We start from the raw sequence: 17,026 nt of genomic DNA on the forward strand, positions 1-17,026 counted from the left end.
CGGTGTGGACGGACCGGCCGCGGGACGGACGGACCGGCGGGACCGTCCCCGGACATGCGAAAGGGACGGCCGCAGCCGTCCCCCTCACCAGCAGGTCCGTGTTACTTGACAGCAGCCTTGAGCTTCGAGCCGGCGCTGACCTTGACCGAGTCGCTCGCGGCGATCTCGATGGCCTCGCCCGTCTGCGGGTTGCGGCCGGTGCGCGCGGCACGGTGGGTCTTCTCGAAGGCGATCCAGCCGGGGATCGTGACCTTGGTGCCGTCGGCGACCGAGCTCGAGACGACGCTGAACAGAGCGTCGACGACGCCGTTCACGGTGGCCTGGCTCTGGCCGGACTCCTGCGCGACGGCAGCGACGAGCTCGGTACGGTTCAGGGACTTGTCAGCCATTGGATGTCCTCCTCGGACTTCTTCGGTATGTGTCGGGCCATCAGGCGCGATGCCCGTGGAACCGGGGTCGAACCTACCAGCCGTCCGGGGCGTTTCCGTCCGACTCGCCCGGATTTCCGGGCCTGTCGCGGGTTCAACGGGTCAGATGTGGCCGATGTGACGAGCGATGTACCCCGGACACGGCGAACGCCCCGCCACCAGCAGGTGACGGGGCGTCCGACGGGGGTGTGTGCTTACCAGGAGCTCTTCGTGATGCCCGGCAGCTCGCCACGGTGGGCCATGTCGCGGAAACGGACACGGCTGATGCCGTACTCACCGAGGTGGCCACGGGGGCGACCGTCGATGGCGTCGCGGTTGCGGTAGCGGACCGGCGACGCGTCGCGCGGGAGCTTCTGCAGGCCGACGCGGGCGGCCTCACGCGACTCGTCGGTGCCGTTCGGGTCCACGAGGGCCTTCTTCAGCTCGAGACGACGCTCGGCGTAGCGCGCGATGACCTCGGCGCGCTGGTTGTTCTTCGCGATCTTGCTCTTCTTCGCCATGCTTAGCGCTCCTCACGGAAGTCGACGTGCTTGCGGACCACCGGGTCGTACTTCTTGAGCACGAGACGGTCCGGGTTGTTGCGACGGTTCTTCTTGGTCACGTAGGTGAACCCGGTGCCCGCCGTGGAGCGGAGCTTGATGATCGGACGGATGTCCTGACCCTTTTTCGCCATCAGATCTTCTCCCCACGGGCGAGGAGATCCTTGACGACGGACTCGATGCCGCGTGCGTCGATCACCTTGATGCCCTTCGCGCTGAGCGTGAGCGTGACGTTACGACGAAGCGAGGGCACGTAGTACGTCTTCTTCTGCACGTTCGGGTCGAAGCGACGCTTCGTCCGGCGGTGCGAGTGCGAGATGTTGTGACCGAAGCCGGGGGTGGCGCCGGTCACCTGGCACACTGCTGCCATGGTTTCCTCCTGAGTACCGTGCGGTCGGACGACCGCACCCAAGGTCACTTGCCTGGTGCACACGCGCTGTCACTGCCCACGAGGGGCCGGTCGAGCGAGGGGGTTGTGCGCACCGCCCAGTCCCGCAGCCCCTGTCGAAGGGACCGTGGGCACCGCGCGACCGCGGCGTTCGCGACGGTCGGAGGGCTTGGTAACGAGCTGTTCTCCGCGCAGGCGCGGAGGACCAAGGGAAGACTCTACGCGAGCCTCGGGCGTGTCGCAAGCCGGGCGGGTGAGCGCGTGCGTGCCTGCGTCGGCCGGGAGGCACGGTGCGGGTCCGGCGGGCCGGTTCCACTCGCGTGGCAGCGCGGCGCTCGTGCGGGCGCGGCGCTCGTGAGGTCACGACACCCCGCTCGTGGATGCTGGCAGGTCAACAACGGTCGCTTCGCCGACGACAGTGCGACGGTTCGTGACCGGTCGGCGTCCGTACAGCGGGGCGTCGCGACCGCCCGAGCGGGCCGCACCCACCGGGCCGCTACGGCCCGTCGATCGGCTTCGGCGCGAGCGCCTGCACCATGAGCTCGCCGAGCTCCCGCGGCGCGGTGAACATCGGCCAGTGTCCGGTGTCGAGCCCCACGATCGTGAGGTCCTCGGTCGCCACGAGCTCGGCCGCCCATGCCTGGTGGTCCGCCACCATCGCGGCGAGGTCCGACGCCGGCATCTCGCACGAGATCACCGTCGCCGGGATCGCGTGCCGCGCCGGGTCCGCGTAGTGGAACGGGTCCGAGGGCAGCGCCGCGGGCTCGGGGACCGCACGACGCTCGAACGCCTCGCGGAGCGCCGGCGTCATGCCCCGGACGGTCGGCTCCTCCCACACGTCCCACGACGGCAGCGGGACGACGCCGTCCACCACGGGCAGCTCGTCGTTGACGCACCCGCCCTCGGGTCCGGGGAACGTGTCGACGTAGAGCAGGTGCGCCACGAGCGACGGCCGCTGGTCGGCTGCCATGAAGGCGATGGGGCCAGCGCCGGAGTGTCCCGCGAGCACGACCGGTTCCTCGGCCGTCGCGACCTCGTCGAGCAGTGCCACGAGCGCGGCGACCTGCGCGTCGAGCGAGTCGCCCGTCCGGGTCACCGCCTGCACCGAGTGGCCGGCTGCGACCAGCACCGGAGCGACGTCGTCCCACGCACTCGCGTCGAGCCAGAACCCTGGCACCAGGATCACGTGCATGTCCCGCAGGCTACGCGCCCGCCCGCGCCGCGGTGCACGCGGCGCACTCGCCGAAGATGTCGACGACGTGGCTCGCGTTCGTGAAGCCGTGCTGCGCCGCGACCTCCTGCGCCCACCGCTCGACGGGGTCCGCCTCGATCTCGACCGTGCGACCGCAGTTCCGGCAGATGAGGTGGTGGTGGTGCGCGTCGGTCGTGCACGCGCGGTACAGGGACTCGCCGTCCTGCTGCAGCGAGTCGGCGTCCCCCTCCGCGGCGAGGTCGGCCAACGCCCGGTAGACGGTCGCGAGTCCGATGGTCGAGCCGCCCTCGCGGAGGTGCTGGTGGAGCGCCTGCGCGCTCACGAATCCCTCGGTCGAGCCGAGGGCGCCGCGGACGGCCTCCCGCTGCCAGGTGTTCCGCTTGGGCTTCTGCACGGCGTTCACGCGCTGGCTCCGATCTTCGTGTCCACTCCGGCACCGGTCTGGAGGCCCGGATCGCCTCCGCCGTCCCGCTCGCGCCCGGCGACCCGGTCGCGTCCGCGGCGGTCCTTCCGCGCTCCGACGATGCGGCACACGACCCAGATGGCGAAGGAGATCGTGGTGACGTAGGGGCTGATCGGCAGGCCGCCGCCGAGGGCGAGCAGGATGCCGCCGACCACCGAGGTGACGGCGAACACGGTCGACAGCACCGGCACCACGACCGGGTGCGAGGTCAGGCGGAGCGCCGCGGCGGCCGGTGTGACGAGCAGCGAGAGCACGAGGAGCGCGCCGACGATCTGCACCGAGACCGCGGTGGCGAGGCCGAGCACGAGCATGAACACGATCGCGAGCGTCCGCACCGGGATGCCCGCCGCGGCGGCGACGTCGGGATCGACGGACGAGAACATCAGCGGGCGCCAGACGACGAGCAGGGTCGCGACGACGATCGCGGCGATGACGACGAGGAAGGTCAGCTGCGGGTTGTCGACCGACACGATCTGCCCGGTCAACAGGCCGAACTTGTTCGCCGCCCGCCCCTTGTAGAGCGCGAGGCAGAGGATGCCGAGCCCGAGCCCGAACGGCATGAGCACGGCGATGATCGAGTTGCGCTCCCGCGCCCGTGACCCGAGCAGCCCGATGAGCAGCGCCGCGATGACCGAGCCGACGAGCGACCCGGTCACGACGTTGACGCCCAGCAGCAGCGACGCGGAGGCCCCCGCGAACGAGAGCTCCGAGATGCCGTGCACGGCGAACGGCATGTTGCGGGCGATGACGAACGGGCCGATGAGCCCGCCGACGATGCCGAGCACCGCGCCCGCCCAGATCGAGTTCTGCACGAGCACCAGGAGCTCGCCGTAGTCCTGGAAGGAGAACACCTGCGACCACACGTCCATCAGATCCGCCCTTCGTCCGGCACGACCGCGTGCGGGTCCGGGTCGCAGTGGTGGTCGTGGGCGGCCTCGTTCGCCCCGACGATGACGATCCGCCCCATGGTCCGCACGACGTCCACGGGCGTGCCGTAGAGGTCGCTGAGCACGTCGGAGCGGAGGACCTCGTCGGGCGCACCGATCCGGAAGCGCCCGCCGGCGATGTAGAGCACCCGGTCGACCACGTCGAGGATCGGGTTGACGTCGTGCGTCACGAAGAGCACCGCCGCGTCCCGCTGTCGACGCTGCCGGTCGATGAGCTCGGTCACGCCGCGCTGGTGCCGCAGGTCGAGCGAGATGAGGGGTTCGTCGCAGAGGAGCAGCGCGGGATCGGCGGCGATGGCCTGCCCGACGCGGGTGCGCTGCTGCTCGCCGCCGGAGAGCTCGGCGACCGGGGCGTCCGCGAACGCCGTCGCACCGACCTCGTCGAGGATGCGGTCGATCCGGGCCCGGGCCGCACGGGACACCGGCCGGACACCCCATCGGTGTCCGGTAACGCCCTGGGCGACCATGTCCCGTGCGCGGAGGGGCGTCCCGGCCTCCATCAGGCGTTGCTGCGGGATGTACCCGATCCGTCGGTGTCCGCGACGCACCGGCTGCCCGAGGAACGACATCGAGCCGCTCGTCAGCCGCTGCTGGCCGAGCACGGTCCGCAGGAGCGAGGTCTTGCCGGCGCCGTTCGGTCCGAGCACCGCGAGGAACTCCCCCGGCGCGACGTCGAGGTCCAGGTGGGACCACAGCGGTCGCACACCGTAGGAGAGCGCCGCGTCACGCAGGGCGAGCACGGCGGAACCGCCACGGCCCGAGGCCGCGGCGGTCCGCGAGGAGGTCTGGACGGTCGTCACTTCGCCAGCGCCGCCGTCACCGCGTCGATGTTCGCCTGCTGCCACGAGACGTAATCCTCCCCCTTCGGGAGCGTCTCCGTGACACCGACGACCGGGACACCGGCCTGGTCGGCTGCCTTCTTGACCTGCTCGGTCTCCGGGCTGGACGTCTGCTCGTTGTACGCGAGCAGCTTCACGGACTTCTGGCTGAAGAGCTCGAGCGTGTCGTTGAGGGCGGCCGGCGGGACGTCGTCGCCCTCCTCGATCGCCTCGGAGAACTTCTCGGGCGTGACGTTGTCGAGCCCGATCGCGTCGAAGAGGTACCCCGGCACGGGCTCGGTGTACGCCACCTCCTCGCCGTCGTACTTCGTCTTGAGCGAGGCCGTCTGCGACTCGAGCTGCTCGAGCTTCCCGGTGAGGGTCTTCGCGTTCGCCTCGAAGGTGTTCTTGTCCGCACCGTCGAGGTCGCCGAGCCGCGTCGCGACGTCGTCCACGAGCTTCACCATCGTCGGGTAGTCGTAGAAGACGTGCTCGTTGAACTCGGTGTCGCCACCCTTGTCGAGGCCGGAGAGCTGCACGACGTTGATGGTGTCGGCCTTCGTGTTCGAGGCGTCCGCGAGGGTCGTCATGAAGTCGTCGTAGCCGCCGCCGTTCTCGATGAGGAGGTCGGCTTTCGACACCGCGAGCTGGGTCTTCGCGCTCGCCTCGAACGAGTGCGGGTCCTGCGACGGGTCGTCGAGCAAGCTCGTCACCGAGACGTGCTCGCCACCGATCGACTCGACGAGCGAGCCGTACACGTTGGTGGAGGCGACGACCTGGATCGTGCCGTCCGAGCTGGCGTCACCGGAGCCGGAGCCGGCCGCGCAGCCGGTCAGGGCGAGCGCGGCTGCGCCGGCGACGAGCGGGAGGACGAGGAGACGCTGCTGCATGTCGACGACGCTAGCGCTTGTTGATAACGGTTGTCAAAATCAGTCGCGTGAGGAAGGCGCCAGTGGACGGACTGGAGGCGCGGTACCGGCTGGCACCGCGCCTCCAGTCCGTCAGGTGGTGACGTCTACGGCTTCGTGGCCGCGTCGATCGTGTTCTCGGCGATCGCGTCCTCCTCGCGGCCGGGCGTGCGGAGGTTCCACTTCTTGATCACGAACGAGAACAGGAAGTAGTAGACGACCGCGTAGCCGAGGCCGATCGGGATGAGCCAGATCGCGCCGTCCGCCTTCCCGAAGTTGAGCAGGTAGTCGATCGCTCCGGCCGAGAACGAGAAACCGTCGCGGATGCCCAGGGCGTTGACGAGGGCGAGGGACGTGCCCGTGAGGAACGCGTGGATGACGTAGAGCGGGAACGCCACGAACATGAACGAGTACTCGAGCGGCTCGGTGATGCCCGTGACGAACGAGGTGAGCGCCGCGGAGAGCATGATGCCACCCACCAGCTTGCGGTTCTGCGGCTTGGCGTTCCGCCAGATGGCGAGGGCGCCGGCCGGCAGCGCGAACATCATGATCGGGAAGAAGCCGGTCTGGAAGATGCCGGCGGTCGGGTCGCCCGCGAGGAAGCGCGGGATGTCGCCGTGGACGATCGTGCCGGCCGCGTCGGTGAAGCTGCCGAGCTGGAACCACGGGAAGAAGTTCAGCAGCTGGTGCAGGCCGACCGGGATGAGCAGACGGTTGGCGAACCCGAAGATGCCACCACCGATCACGGCGTTGTCCGCCACGGCCTGGCCGGCCGCGGTGAGGGCGATGTCGAAGTAGCGGTAGACGAGCGACATCAGGACGGCGATGACGAGACCGGCGGCCGCGGTGAGGATCGGCACGAGGCGGCGACCCGAGAAGAAGCCGAGGAAGTCGGGCATCTTCGTCCGGTGGAACCGCTGCCACAGACCCGCTGCGACGAGGCCCATCACGATGCCGCCGAGGACGCCGAAGTTGATGGTGGCCTGGTCGCCGTTCGCGTCCTTGACGCCCTTGAGGACGAGCGGGGACATGACCGCGAAGACCTGGTACATGACCATGTAGCCGACGACCGCGGCGAGCGCCGTGGTGCCGTCCGACTTCTTCGCCCAGCCGATCGCGATGCCGACGGCGAAGAGGAGTGGCAGCCAGGTGAAGATCGCGCTGCCCGCCGCGCCGATGACGTTCGCTCCGTCACCGAACCCCGGGATGGCGCCGAGCATGTCGCTCTGCCCGAGGCGCTTCAGGATGCCCGCGGCGGGCATGACCGCGATCGGTAGGAGCAGGCTCCGTCCGAGGCGCTGCGCGTTGGCGAAGAAGCGTGACTGCTTCTTCGGGGCCTTCTTCTCCGGCACGTCCGTGGCGGTGGTGACGCTCATCGGAGTTCCTCTCGTCGTCGGGTGGAGCTGCGGGGTATCGGGGAGTTGAGTCGCGCGGGTGTCGCCGGTAGCCTCGGCGTAGTGCCGAGCCGGTCCTGTCCGGTCATGACCAGTTCCGTAGTCTGAACCGCAACCGAACGCATGTCAACCTGGTACGAACACCCTTAACGAGGAGGAAACGATGGCCGACATCAAGGCAGCCGACATCATCGCCGCGCTCGGCGGTGCCGACAACATCGACGAGGTCGAGGGCTGCATCACGCGCCTCCGCGTCGAGGTCGAGGACGGGGACCTCGTGGACAAGGCCGCGCTCCAGGCCGCCGGCGCCCAGGCCGTCGTCGGCGGGGGCACCGGGTGGCAGGTCATCGTCGGTCCGATCGCGGACAACCTCGCGCAGGACATCCAGGACGAGCTGTGACGGCGGTCCGCACGCCGTTCGGCGGTCCGGTCGTCGCGCTCGCCGACGTGCCCGACCCGGTGTTCGCCGGGCAGCTCGTCGGCGCGGGGGTCGCGGTCGACCCGACGGGCGTCGAGGGTGCGGTGACCGCCGTGGCCCCGGTCGACGGGACCATCGTCAAGCTGCACCCGCACGCGTTCGCGCTGCAGGGTGCTGCGGGCGCCGACGTCCTCGTGCACGTCGGCATCGACACCGTGAAGCTCGGGGGTGAGGGCTTCGAGCTCCTCGCTGCCGAGGGCGACACGGTCTCGGCGGGTGACCCGGTCGTCCGGTTCACCCCGTCGGTCATCTCGGCCGCCGGCTACTCGCCGATCTGCCCCGTCGTCGTGCTCGGCTCCGCGCCGGACTCGGTGCCGCAGGGCACGGTCGGCACCACGGTCCGCGAGGGCGACGCGCTCTTCGAGGCGTAGGCGCGGGGCCGCGCGCGCCGAGTCTCGGGCCGCGCGCGCCGAGTCTCGGGCCGCGCGCGCCGAGTCTCGGGCCGCGCGCGCCGAGTCTCGGCGTGGGCGACCGTTCTCGCGGCCCGGAGCCCGAGAACTGTCGCTCAGCCCGAGTCTCGGGCCGCGCGTCGCGCGCCGCGCGCGCCTACGCGACCGCCTGCGGCGCCGCCGTGACCTCCATCTGCACGCGGTAGCGGTCCGACCGGTACCACGAGCGCGAGTGCTCGACGGGCCGGTCCCCCGAGTACGACACCCGGTCGAACTCGAGCACCGGCGCCCCGGTCTTCGTGCCGAGCAGCGTCGCCACCTCGTCGGCCGCGGGCTTCGCCGCCACGGTCTGCTGCGCCCGGTCGATCGGCGTCCGGTACTCCGTCGCCGCGAGCGAGTACACCGACCCCGACAGGTCCTGGTCGAGCAGGCCGGGGAACGCCGACGCCGAGAGCCAGGCGTCGTCGATCGACACCGGCGCCCCGTCCGCCATCCGGAGACGCTTGAGGTGGTACGCCGTCTCGCCCTCGCCGAGGCGGAGCGCCGCGACGGTGTCCGACGGCGGGACGCGTTCCTCGCGGACGAGCACGACGGTGGTCGGGACGTGCCCGAGCGCCCGCATCTCCTCCGTGAAGGACGCCAGGTGCAGCGTCGACTGCACGGGGCGGTGTGCGACGAAGGTGCCCTTGCCGCGGACCCGTTCGAGGTAGCCCTCGTTGACGAGCTGGCCGAGGGCCTCGCGCACCGTGATCCGGGACACCCCGTACTCCTGGATGAGCTGCCGCTCGGACGGGATCGCGGCGCCGGGCGCCAGGCGCGTGGTGGCGAGGTCGAGCAGGATCCGCCGCAGCTGCTGGTGCTTGGGTTCAGCACCCTCGGTGATGCGGGTCGTCATCGCTCGGTCTGCTCCGTTGCTGTCCTGGTGGTACGAGAGGTGGTCATGCGCGGACATGACCAGTTCCCATCACAGTAGCGAGTCCGTCTCCGAACACCAACGCCCGTGACAAGATGACGCCCGTGACCTCGGTGGTGATCGTCGACGACGAGACGCTCGTCCGGTACGGCTTCGAACTCATCCTCGGTGCGGGCCCGGACATCGACGTGGTGGCGACGTCGAACGACGTGGACGCCGTGCGGGTGATCGCCCTGCACCGCCCGGACGTGGTGCTGCTCGACGTCCGCATGCCCCACGTCAACGGGCTGGACGTCCTCCGCGAGCTGCAGTCCCTCACGGACCCGCCGTCGGTCGCGATGCTCACGACCTTCGACGCGGAGGAGTACATCGGCCGGGCGATGGAACTCGGCGCCGCCGGCTTCCTGCTCAAGGACACCGACCCCGAGGCCCTCGCCGAGTACGTCCGCGTCCTCGCCCGCGGTGGCGTCGTGATCGCACCGGGGGTCGACCGTCGACGGCTGTTCGCCGCACGGGCCCCGATCGAGCCGCCGCGCCTCAGTGACCGGGAGCGCGCCGTCCTCGCGTGCATCGCCGACGGGGCCAGCAACCCCGAGATCGGACGCCGTCTCGGGGTCAGCACGGGCACCGTCAAGGAGGACGTCCGCGCCCTGCTCGTGACCTTCGGCGTCGCGACGCGGGTCCAGCTGGCGCTGCGCGCCGCCGAGGCAGGACTCCTGGATGGCTGAGCACCGGGACCGGACCCGGCTCGCGCAGGCGCTGCACGACGCCGACGGGAGGCTCGACCGCCTCGTCGACACCGGCCTGCGCTGGGCGCGTGCGCACCGGGCACCGTGGTGGCTGGTCGACGCGCTCTTCGTCGCCGCCGCCGTCGCCGACGCCGTGCTCGACATCTCGGGAGCGACCGCCCTCGAGACCTGGCTGTCGCTCGCCGCCGCCGCGGCGCTGCTGCTCCGACGCCGCGCCCCGGTGCTCGCCTTCGCGCTGACGATGCCCGGCCTGTTCGTCGGGTCGGCGGTCGTCGCGGCGAGCATCGCGCTGTTCACGCTCGGGGAGCGGACCGACCGCCGTTGGCTGATGCTCGTCGCCGCCGCCGTGCAGTTCGTCGGCTTCGCCGGGTTCGTCGGACCGCCGCAGACCATGGGCGAGCTCGTCGTGTCGGTGCTGTACGCCGCCATCTTCGCCATCGGGCCGCTCGCCATCGGGTTGCTCGTCCGGACGCGCGCCCGCCTGACCGAGCAGCTGACCGAGGTCCGTCTGGCCCGCGAGGACGAACGACGGCAGGCCGCCGAGGTCGCGCTCTCCCGCGAACGGGCACTCCTCGCCCGCGAGATGCACGACGTCGTCTCGCACCAGGTCACCCTCATCGCCGTCCAGGCCGGAGCCGTGCAGGTCGCCGGGCGCGACGAGGCCGAGCGCGGCTTCGCCCGCACGATCCGGCAGCTCTGCGTCGTCACGCTGCAGGAGCTCCGCGAGATGGTGCAGGTGCTCCGCGCCTCGGGCGGCACCGCGCGGGAGATCGCCCCGCAGCCGGTGCTCGCCGACCTCCCGCGGCTCATCGCCGACAGCGGCCTCGAGACCACCGCGACCGTGGACCTGCCGGAGACGCTCGGCCAACCCGTGCAGCGTGCCGTGTACCGCTTCGTGCAAGAAGGCCTCACGAACGTGCGCAAGCACGCCCCGGACGCCGCGGTGCGGGTGAGCGCACGCCTCCACGACGGGACCGTGCTCGTCGACCTCGTGAACGGTCCGGCGCGTGCGGACCGCCTCGAGCTCCCCGGGTCCGGGCTCGGGCTCATCGGGCTCGGCGAGCGGGCCTCACTGCTCGGCGGGTCGCTCGAGGCCGGCCCGCAGCCCGGTGACGGCTTCGCCCTGCACCTCCGGATCCCGGCCGAGCACACCCCGCCGGTCGGATGACCGCCCGGTGGCCGATCGGCCATCCGAGGATCACGCCGCGGAGCGATGTGCCCGGGGTGCGGCGACCGCTTCGATGAGACCGTGGCAGTTCCTCCCGTCCTCACCCGTCTCCGCGCGCTCCCAGTCTCCGTCGTCGTGGCGGTCGCCGCGGTGCTCGCGGTCGTCTCCGCGCGGTTGCTGCACTCGGAGCCGGACTTCCCGCACCACCCGCCGGTCGCCTGCCTGGCACTCGCCGCGGTGGTCGCGACGACCGTGGTGGCCGAACGCGCGCTCGGGTCGGTCCGGACCGTCGTCATCGGCGTCGTCGCTCCCGCACTCGCCGTGCTGGCAACGCTCGTCGCGGTGACCGTCGGCTCCGCGCTCGGCGAGGCCCACGCCGAGACGGCGACCGGCCAACCGCTCCTCGCACCCTCGACCGTCGCCGTGGCACTCCTCGGGGCCGCCTCGGCCACGATGACGCTCCAGTGGCGGTGGCGCGTCCGGACGGTCCTGTGGACGGTCGTCCTCACGCTCGTGCTGTTCGCCGGGCACGGATCGGACCTGGCACGTGCCCTGGCGACCCTCCTCGGGACCGCAGCGGGCGCGCTCGTCGCGCACCGTGCCTCCAGGCCGGTCCACCACGAGGCGGACCGGACCGTCCGCGCCCTGCCGCCCGCGCGCACCGTCGTGGTGGCGACGCTGAGCGCGCTCGGAGCGGGCACCCTGGTGACGCTCGTCGTGCCCGACGCCGACGGGGTCCTGTCGCCCTTCGCGGACGCGATGCGCGACGACTCGACCGCCGCGGTCGGGATGCTCCTGCTGTTTGCCGCCTGGCTCGTGCAGCACGGTCGGCGACTCGGCGTCACGATCGCCGTGGGGGTGCTCGTCGTCCTGACCGTCGTGCTCGCGGACGCGTTCCTCATCGAACCCCTGCACGACGGCGGGGTGCAGTGGCAGGGGCTCGGGCTCGACGCACTCGAGTGGCAGGCGACCCTCCTCGGCGCCTGGGTCGTGCCGGCGGTCGTCCTCGCGGTGGGGCTCGGGCTGCACGGGCGTCTCGTCCGGGCACGCTTCCGCGCCGTGGACGGCTCGCAGGCCGCGCTCGTGGCGATGCTCCGCGACGGGGACGCCGGCAGCCTCGGGCACATGGGCACCTGGCACGGGAACGCCACCTGGGTGCACCCGGCGGGGCTGGGTGCGGTGGCGTACCGCGTGCACGGGGACGTCGCGCTGACGGTCTCGGATCCCGTCTGCGCCGCCGCCGACCGCGCAGTCGTCCTCCGGGACTTCGCGGACTCCTGCGAGCGCAAGGGCTGGGTGCCCGCGTTCACGAGCGTGCACGAGCCGGTGCGGGAGATCCTCGCTGCCGACGGCTGGACAGCGCTGCCGGTCGGCGTCGAGGCGGTGCTCGACGTCACGGCGTTCAGCCTGAGCGGCAAGAAGCGGCAGGACCTCCGGACGGCGTCGAACCGCGCCGACCGCGAGGGCGTCCGGGACGCGTGGACGACCTTCGGCGCGCTCTCGGACACGCACCGCCACGAGGTCGAGGCGATCTGCACCCGGTGGGCGGCGGACCGTCGGCTGCCGGAGATGGGCTTCACGCTCGGCGGGCTCCGGGAGCTCGACGACCCCGACGTGCGGCTCATGCTCGCGCTCGACGCCGAGGACCACGTCGTCGGCGTGACGAGCTGGCTACCCGTGTACGAGCACGGGACCCTCACCGGCTGGACGCTCGACGTGATGCGCCGGGGCGAGGGCGGCATGCCCGGGGTGATGGAGTTCCTCATCGCCCGCACCGCACTGCGCGCCCGCGAGGCCGGGCTCACGACGATCAGCCTGTCCGGCACACCGCTGGCCGTGCACCCCGACGCGGGTGCGCTCGTCGCCCGAGGGTCGGCGCTGCTGGCCCGTGTGCTCGAACCCGTGTACGGCTTCCGGTCCCTGCAGCGGTTCAAGGAGAAGTTCGGCGCGCGCCACGAGCCGCTCTGGCTCGTGGTGCCGACCCCGCTGCACGTGCCCCGGGTGGCGCGGGCACTCGCGACCGCGTACGTCCCGGGGCTCCGGCCGAAGCACCTCTGGGCGCTCCGCCAGGCGCACCGGCGGACCGACGTCACGGCGGCGGGCGCCGAAGCTGGCGGCGCACGTCCCACCTCGCAGGCCGGCCGGAGATGACCGCGACCGAGTGGCTGCTCGCGACGCAGCTGCAGAACCCGTCGAAGCTCGTACCGATCGACGTGGCGTTCGCGGTGGTCGCGCTGCTCGTGCTCCTGCCCGCGGTCCGGCATCGAGGTGTTGCTTGGCGCTCTCCCGTTGCGTGGCGCGGTGTCGGGGTGCGAGCGGGGATCGCGGCAGCCGCAGCCGCGGTCGTGCTCCTCGCCTGCTGGCTGACGAGCGACGTGCTGGACCTGTTCGGGGTGTCCCTCAGCCCGGTGACACGGATGTGGTGCGCGCTCGCTGCCGCGGCCCTCGCCCTCGCGGGCACCGCCCTGGTGCAGGGAGGACGCTGGCGCCGCGCGATGGCGATCGTCCTCGTGCCGGCGGCGATGCTCGTCCCGGCGCTCGGGGTCAACGTGGAGTTCGCGAAGTACCCGACCCTCGGCACCGTCGTCGACAGCGACCCGTTCCCGGCGTTCGACGCGCACGCGACGCCGGCGACCACGATGCCGGCGGTGGGCGAGGTGCGCACCGTGGAGATCCCCGGCCGACGGTCGCACTTCGACGCCCGGCCCGCGGTCGTCTACCTGCCGCCGGCCGCCCTCGTGCGGGACCCGCGGCCGCTGCCCGTCGTCCTCGCGTTCGCCGGGCAACCCGGAGCCCCGAGCGACATGTTCACGGCGGGCCGGATGAGCACCGTGCTCGACGCGTACGCCGCCGCCCACCACGGTCGCGCGCCGATCGTGCTGTCCGTCGACCAACTCTCCGCACCAGGACGCAACACGATGTGCGTCGACTCGCAGCTCGGCGACGTCGACACCTACGTCACGGAGGACGTCCCAGCATGGACGACGTCACACCTGCCGGTGACCCGGGACCGCGCGCACTGGGGCATGGTCGGGTTCTCGCAGGGGGCGACCTGCGCCGTGCAGTTCCTGACCGGGCACCCGGACGACTTCGGGGCCGCGCTCGCGATCTCGAGTGAGCTGCAGCCGATCGACCAATCGCCGCAGCACAGCGCGGACCAGGCGTTCGGCGGCTCGGTCGCCCGCTGGGAGGCAGCGGCACCGCGGGCGCTCATGGCCGCGCACGAGCCGTACCGCGGGCACGAGCTCTGGCTGACGGCGGGGTCGAGCGACCGCGAGTTCAGCGAGAACGCTCGGGAACTCGGCGCCGCCGCCACCCGGGCCGGCATCCGGACCACGATCGCGTCGGCGCCACGGAGCGGTCACGACTGGAACACCGTGCAGTGGTCGTTGCGGGCGGAGCTGCCGCGGCTGTGCGGCGCGCTGTTCCGCTGACCCGGGGGCGACGCGGCGGTGCGGTGCCACGGTGCGAGGTTGTGCACATGGTGCGAGACCTTGTCCCTCGCACCATGCGCGAAACCTCGCACCGTGCGGCGAGGCGGTGGCATGGTGCGAGGTTGTGCACACCGTGCGAGGCCTTGCCCCTCGCACCACGCGCGAAACCTCGCACCGTGCGCCGCGCGGCGTGCACCTCGCACCGTGCGACGTGGCGGTGGCATGGTGCGAGGTTGTGCACATGGTGCGAGACCTTGTCCCTCGCACCATGCGCGAAACCTCGCACCATGCGCGAAACCTCGCACCGTGCGGCGAGGGCACCGAGCAGCGAGGGCACCGAGCAACGAGGGCACCGCCCCGCGAGAGCGCGCCAGCGATCAGGCGTGCTCGACGAGCCAGGCGTGCTGCTCGTCGGTGAGGCCGCGGTCGGCCCACACCTGCCGCTCCACCCCGACCGGCGTCGGCGCAGCGGTCGTGCCCTGCCAGACGAGCGAGAGGCCGGCGCGACGGAGCACCACCGCCGACCCCGGGTTGTTCGTGAGCACACGCCCGGTGACCGGCACGTCGGGGGCGGCGTCGTGCGCGGCCCGCACTGCGGCCACGGCGGCCTCGGTCGCGTAGCCGTTGCCCCACGACTCCGGCACGAACCGGTAGCCCAGGTTCCAGACGTGCCCGGCCGTCATGTCCACACCGGCGACACCGAGGAACCCGCCGTCATGCACGGAGCGGACCAGCCAGGACCCGAGCCCGTGGCGGATGCGGCCGCCGATCTTCGCCTGGACCAGCGCGACGGTCTGCGCACGGTCGCGGTGCCGACCCTCGGGCAGGTGCTGCCACGTGCGGGCGTCCGAGAAGAGCGCGTGCACGTCGACGACGTCACCGGGCGTCAGCGGTGACAGGAGCAGCCGATCCGTTCGGATCTCCTGCGGGGGGACCAGGAGCTGGTGGACCATGCTCCGATCCTCACCCCGGCCACCGACATCCGGGTGAACTCCGCGGAACTTCCGCGCAACCCGGCCCCGGTCGTGCGGAATCCCGCACGACCGCCACCGACCGCCACCGCGACCGGGCACCGCCGCCGACCGCCGCCGCACCACCGCCGCCGCCGCAGCACCGCCGCCGCCGCCGCCGCCGCCGACCGCAGCCTCCGACCGTCAGTCGAGCAGCAGCGCTGGCTCCTCGAGCACCGAGGCCACGTCGTGCACGAAGCGCGATGCCACGTCGCCGTCGACGACCCGGTGGTCGAAGGACGCCCCGATGGTCGTCACCATGCGCGAGCGGACCTCGCCGTCGACGACCCACGGCTTCGGCTTGATCGTCCCCATGGCCACGATCGCGACCTCGCCCGGGTTGAGGATCGGCGTCCCGGTGTCCATGCCGAACACCCCGATGTTCGTGATCGACACCGTGCCGTTCGCCATCTGCGCGGGGGTCGTCTTGCCGTCGCGGGCGGTGATCGTGAGCTGCTCGAGCGCCTGCGCCAGTTCGAGGAGCGACATGTCCTGCGCGTCCTTGATGTTCGGGACGATGAGCCCGCGCGGGGTCGCAGCGGCGATGCCGAGGTTGACGAAGTGGTGGACGATGATCTCGCTGCCGGTCCAGGTCGAGTTCACCGAGCGGTTGCGACGGACGGCCCAGATGACGGCCTTCGCCACGATGAGCAGCGGCGACACCTTGACCCCGGCGAACGTCGGCGAGGCCTTGAGCCGCTTGACGAACTCCATCGTGTGCGTCGCGTCGACGTCCACGAACAGCGACACGTGCGGAGCGGTGAACGCCGAGGTGGTCATGGCGGTCGCGATGGCCTTGCGGACGCCCTTGACCGGGATTGTCTCGCTGCGCACCTCGCCCCACTCGGGCGTCTCGATGTTGCGGAACACGCTGGCCTGCTTCGCGTGCCGGATCACGTCGTCGCGCGTGATCTCACCCGAGAGGCCCGTCGCGACGATCTCGCTCAGCTCGACGCCGAGGTCACGGGCGAGCTTCCGGATCGGCGGCTTGGCGAGGACGTTCGTCGCCACGCTCTGCTTGCGCGGGCGCGTGCCCTGGCTGGCGACGGCGTCGGCGGTCGAGTCCTCACCCGGGTCGGATGCCGCTTCGGCGGCTGCCGCCGCGTCCGCACTGGAGGCGCGGCTCGCCTCGGCCGCGAGGGCCGCGGCCCGGCGGGCTCCCGGCTTCCGACGCGACGGCGCGGAGGTCGCGGAGCCGTACCCCACGAGGACCGCGCCGGACGTCTCGTCGGTGCCGACGACGGCTGCGCCGTCGGCGACGGACGTCGGTGCCGCGGACGGCGCCGCGGCCGCGGGAGCGTCCGGTGCGACGGGAGCCTGCGCGGCGGGAGCGGCCACGGCCGGAGCCGCTGCCGCGACCGGAGCCGTTGCCGCGGCGGGCGCCGCGGGAGCGGCTGCCGGCGTGGACGCAGCGGGAGCCGGCGCGGCGGGAGCGGGCTCTGCGGGCGCGACCGACGGGGTGGGGGCGACCACGGGCGACACGGGAGCCGCCTCGGCGACGGGGGTGGAGCCTCCCGGCTGGCCACCGGCGACCACGTCCGAGTCGACCCGGATGATCGGCTTGCCGACCTCGACGGTGTCGCCCTCCGCGACGAGCAGGCCCGTCACGGTGCCGGAGAACGGCGACGGGAGCTCCACGAGCGACTTCGCCGTCTCGATCTCCACGAGCACCTGGTCGACGGCGATCTCGTCCCCGATGGCGACACGCCACTGGACGATCTCGGCCTCGGTGAGGCCTTCGCCCACGTCGGGCAGGGGGAATTCGGCGGCGGCCACTACGGCTCCTT

Annotated in this window: 19 protein-coding genes; 6 read left to right on the plus strand and 13 right to left on the minus strand. The window is 72.1% G+C overall.

What is annotated here, in order from left to right:
* Positions 1-101 precede the first annotated feature (101 nt).
* The 10 genes from IEY20_RS10555 to IEY20_RS10600 all read right to left on the minus strand — a co-directional run bounded on the left by IEY20_RS10555 (position 102) and on the right by IEY20_RS10600 (position 7,080).
* The gene (locus IEY20_RS10555; protein WP_022903744.1) at positions 102-389 is read right to left on the minus strand and encodes an HU family DNA-binding protein; all 288 of its coding nucleotides are present in this window, start codon (positions 387-389) and stop codon (positions 102-104) included.
* Between the two features lie 233 nt (positions 390-622).
* Entirely contained in the window at positions 623-928 is a 306-nt protein-coding gene (rpsN, locus tag IEY20_RS10560) for a 30S ribosomal protein S14 (RefSeq protein ID WP_022903745.1), read from the minus strand.
* Positions 929-930: 2 nt separating this feature from the next.
* Positions 931-1,101, minus strand: coding sequence for a 50S ribosomal protein L33 (rpmG, locus tag IEY20_RS10565; protein WP_022903746.1), 171 nt, complete (start codon positions 1,099-1,101; stop codon positions 931-933).
* Positions 1,101-1,337, minus strand: a complete 237-nt coding sequence (rpmB, locus tag IEY20_RS10570; protein ID WP_022903747.1) for a 50S ribosomal protein L28 — start codon at positions 1,335-1,337, stop codon at positions 1,101-1,103. Before rpmB ends, rpmG begins: the two co-directional genes overlap by 1 nt.
* A 514-nt stretch (positions 1,338-1,851) precedes the next feature.
* On the minus strand, positions 1,852-2,547 hold the full coding sequence (locus IEY20_RS10575) for an alpha/beta fold hydrolase (RefSeq protein WP_175328856.1): 696 nt from the start codon (positions 2,545-2,547) through the stop codon (positions 1,852-1,854).
* A 10-nt stretch (positions 2,548-2,557) separates the two neighbouring features.
* Positions 2,558-2,971, minus strand: a complete 414-nt coding sequence (locus IEY20_RS10580; RefSeq protein WP_175328857.1) for a Fur family transcriptional regulator — start codon at positions 2,969-2,971, stop codon at positions 2,558-2,560.
* Positions 2,968-3,900 carry a metal ABC transporter permease gene (locus IEY20_RS10585; RefSeq protein WP_175328858.1) on the minus strand — a complete coding sequence of 311 codons (933 nt, stop codon included), beginning with the start codon at positions 3,898-3,900 and terminating at the stop codon, positions 2,968-2,970. The genes IEY20_RS10580 and IEY20_RS10585 overlap by 4 nt, the downstream gene beginning before the upstream one ends.
* Positions 3,900-4,778 (minus strand): metal ABC transporter ATP-binding protein, encoded by an 879-nt coding sequence (locus IEY20_RS10590; protein ID WP_175328859.1) that lies wholly within the window; start codon positions 4,776-4,778, stop codon positions 3,900-3,902. The genes IEY20_RS10585 and IEY20_RS10590 overlap by 1 nt, the downstream gene beginning before the upstream one ends.
* The gene (locus IEY20_RS10595) at positions 4,775-5,686 is read right to left on the minus strand and encodes a metal ABC transporter solute-binding protein, Zn/Mn family (protein WP_175328860.1); all 912 of its coding nucleotides are present in this window, start codon (positions 5,684-5,686) and stop codon (positions 4,775-4,777) included. The genes IEY20_RS10590 and IEY20_RS10595 overlap by 4 nt, the downstream gene beginning before the upstream one ends.
* 125 nt (positions 5,687-5,811) lie before the next feature.
* On the minus strand, positions 5,812-7,080 hold the full coding sequence (locus IEY20_RS10600) for a PTS transporter subunit EIIC (RefSeq protein ID WP_175328861.1): 1,269 nt from the start codon (positions 7,078-7,080) through the stop codon (positions 5,812-5,814).
* A gap of 181 nt (positions 7,081-7,261) precedes the next feature.
* Between IEY20_RS10600 and IEY20_RS10605 the strand changes: the two genes are divergently transcribed.
* Entirely contained in the window at positions 7,262-7,498 is a 237-nt protein-coding gene (locus IEY20_RS10605; protein WP_058741885.1) for a PTS sugar transporter subunit IIB, read from the plus strand.
* Positions 7,495-7,947 carry a PTS sugar transporter subunit IIA gene (locus IEY20_RS10610; protein WP_022903754.1) on the plus strand — a complete coding sequence of 151 codons (453 nt, stop codon included), beginning with the start codon at positions 7,495-7,497 and terminating at the stop codon, positions 7,945-7,947. The genes IEY20_RS10605 and IEY20_RS10610 overlap by 4 nt, the downstream gene beginning before the upstream one ends.
* 175 nt (positions 7,948-8,122) lie before the next feature.
* On the opposite strand, the gene IEY20_RS10615 is transcribed toward IEY20_RS10610, so the two are convergent.
* Positions 8,123-8,917, minus strand: a complete 795-nt coding sequence (locus IEY20_RS10615) for a GntR family transcriptional regulator (RefSeq protein WP_229727995.1) — start codon at positions 8,915-8,917, stop codon at positions 8,123-8,125.
* Positions 8,918-8,982: 65 nt separating this feature from the next.
* Between IEY20_RS10615 and IEY20_RS10620 the strand changes: the two genes are divergently transcribed.
* The 4 genes from IEY20_RS10620 to IEY20_RS10635 all read left to right on the plus strand — a co-directional run bounded on the left by IEY20_RS10620 (position 8,983) and on the right by IEY20_RS10635 (position 14,229).
* Positions 8,983-9,606 carry a response regulator gene (locus IEY20_RS10620; RefSeq protein WP_229727997.1) on the plus strand — a complete coding sequence of 208 codons (624 nt, stop codon included), beginning with the start codon at positions 8,983-8,985 and terminating at the stop codon, positions 9,604-9,606.
* Positions 9,599-10,795, plus strand: a complete 1,197-nt coding sequence (locus tag IEY20_RS10625; RefSeq protein ID WP_175328863.1) for a histidine kinase — start codon at positions 9,599-9,601, stop codon at positions 10,793-10,795. The genes IEY20_RS10620 and IEY20_RS10625 overlap by 8 nt, the downstream gene beginning before the upstream one ends.
* An 81-nt stretch (positions 10,796-10,876) precedes the next feature.
* Positions 10,877-12,946, plus strand: a complete 2,070-nt coding sequence (locus IEY20_RS10630) for a bifunctional lysylphosphatidylglycerol flippase/synthetase MprF (RefSeq protein ID WP_175328864.1) — start codon at positions 10,877-10,879, stop codon at positions 12,944-12,946.
* A complete protein-coding gene (locus IEY20_RS10635) occupies positions 12,943-14,229 on the plus strand; it encodes an alpha/beta hydrolase (RefSeq protein ID WP_175328865.1) in 1,287 nt (428 codons plus the stop codon). Before IEY20_RS10630 ends, IEY20_RS10635 begins: the two co-directional genes overlap by 4 nt.
* Positions 14,230-14,606: 377 nt before the next feature.
* Here the strand turns inward: IEY20_RS10635 and IEY20_RS10640 are convergent, their stop codons facing one another.
* Together IEY20_RS10640 and IEY20_RS10645 are read right to left on the minus strand one after the other, a co-directional pair.
* Entirely contained in the window at positions 14,607-15,182 is a 576-nt protein-coding gene (locus IEY20_RS10640) for a GNAT family N-acetyltransferase (RefSeq protein ID WP_175328866.1), read from the minus strand.
* 201 nt (positions 15,183-15,383) lie between these two features.
* Entirely contained in the window at positions 15,384-17,015 is a 1,632-nt protein-coding gene (locus IEY20_RS10645) for a dihydrolipoamide acetyltransferase family protein (RefSeq protein WP_175328867.1), read from the minus strand.
* Positions 17,016-17,026 lie beyond the last annotated feature (11 nt).

The sequence above is a fragment of the Curtobacterium luteum genome, assembly GCF_014646995.1.
Lineage (GTDB): Bacteria > Actinomycetota > Actinomycetes > Actinomycetales > Microbacteriaceae > Curtobacterium > Curtobacterium luteum.

Coding starts and splice junctions, on each gene's coding strand:
- IEY20_RS10615 (WP_229727995.1), bottom strand. CDS start 8,917: ATGTCCGCGCATGACCACCTCTCGTACCACCAGGACAGCAACGGAGCA.
- IEY20_RS10600 (WP_175328861.1), bottom strand. CDS start 7,080: ATGAGCGTCACCACCGCCACGGACGTGCCGGAGAAGAAGGCCCCGAAG.
- IEY20_RS10625 (WP_175328863.1), top strand. CDS start 9,599: ATGGCTGAGCACCGGGACCGGACCCGGCTCGCGCAGGCGCTGCACGAC.
- rpmB (WP_022903747.1), bottom strand. CDS start 1,337: ATGGCAGCAGTGTGCCAGGTGACCGGCGCCACCCCCGGCTTCGGTCAC.
- IEY20_RS10605 (WP_058741885.1), top strand. CDS start 7,262: ATGGCCGACATCAAGGCAGCCGACATCATCGCCGCGCTCGGCGGTGCC.
- rpsN (WP_022903745.1), bottom strand. CDS start 928: ATGGCGAAGAAGAGCAAGATCGCGAAGAACAACCAGCGCGCCGAGGTC.
- IEY20_RS10635 (WP_175328865.1), top strand. CDS start 12,943: ATGACCGCGACCGAGTGGCTGCTCGCGACGCAGCTGCAGAACCCGTCG.
- rpmG (WP_022903746.1), bottom strand. CDS start 1,101: ATGGCGAAAAAGGGTCAGGACATCCGTCCGATCATCAAGCTCCGCTCC.
- IEY20_RS10585 (WP_175328858.1), bottom strand. CDS start 3,900: ATGGACGTGTGGTCGCAGGTGTTCTCCTTCCAGGACTACGGCGAGCTC.
- IEY20_RS10575 (WP_175328856.1), bottom strand. CDS start 2,547: ATGCACGTGATCCTGGTGCCAGGGTTCTGGCTCGACGCGAGTGCGTGG.
- IEY20_RS10640 (WP_175328866.1), bottom strand. CDS start 15,182: ATGGTCCACCAGCTCCTGGTCCCCCCGCAGGAGATCCGAACGGATCGG.
- IEY20_RS10595 (WP_175328860.1), bottom strand. CDS start 5,686: ATGCAGCAGCGTCTCCTCGTCCTCCCGCTCGTCGCCGGCGCAGCCGCG.
- IEY20_RS10555 (WP_022903744.1), bottom strand. CDS start 389: ATGGCTGACAAGTCCCTGAACCGTACCGAGCTCGTCGCTGCCGTCGCG.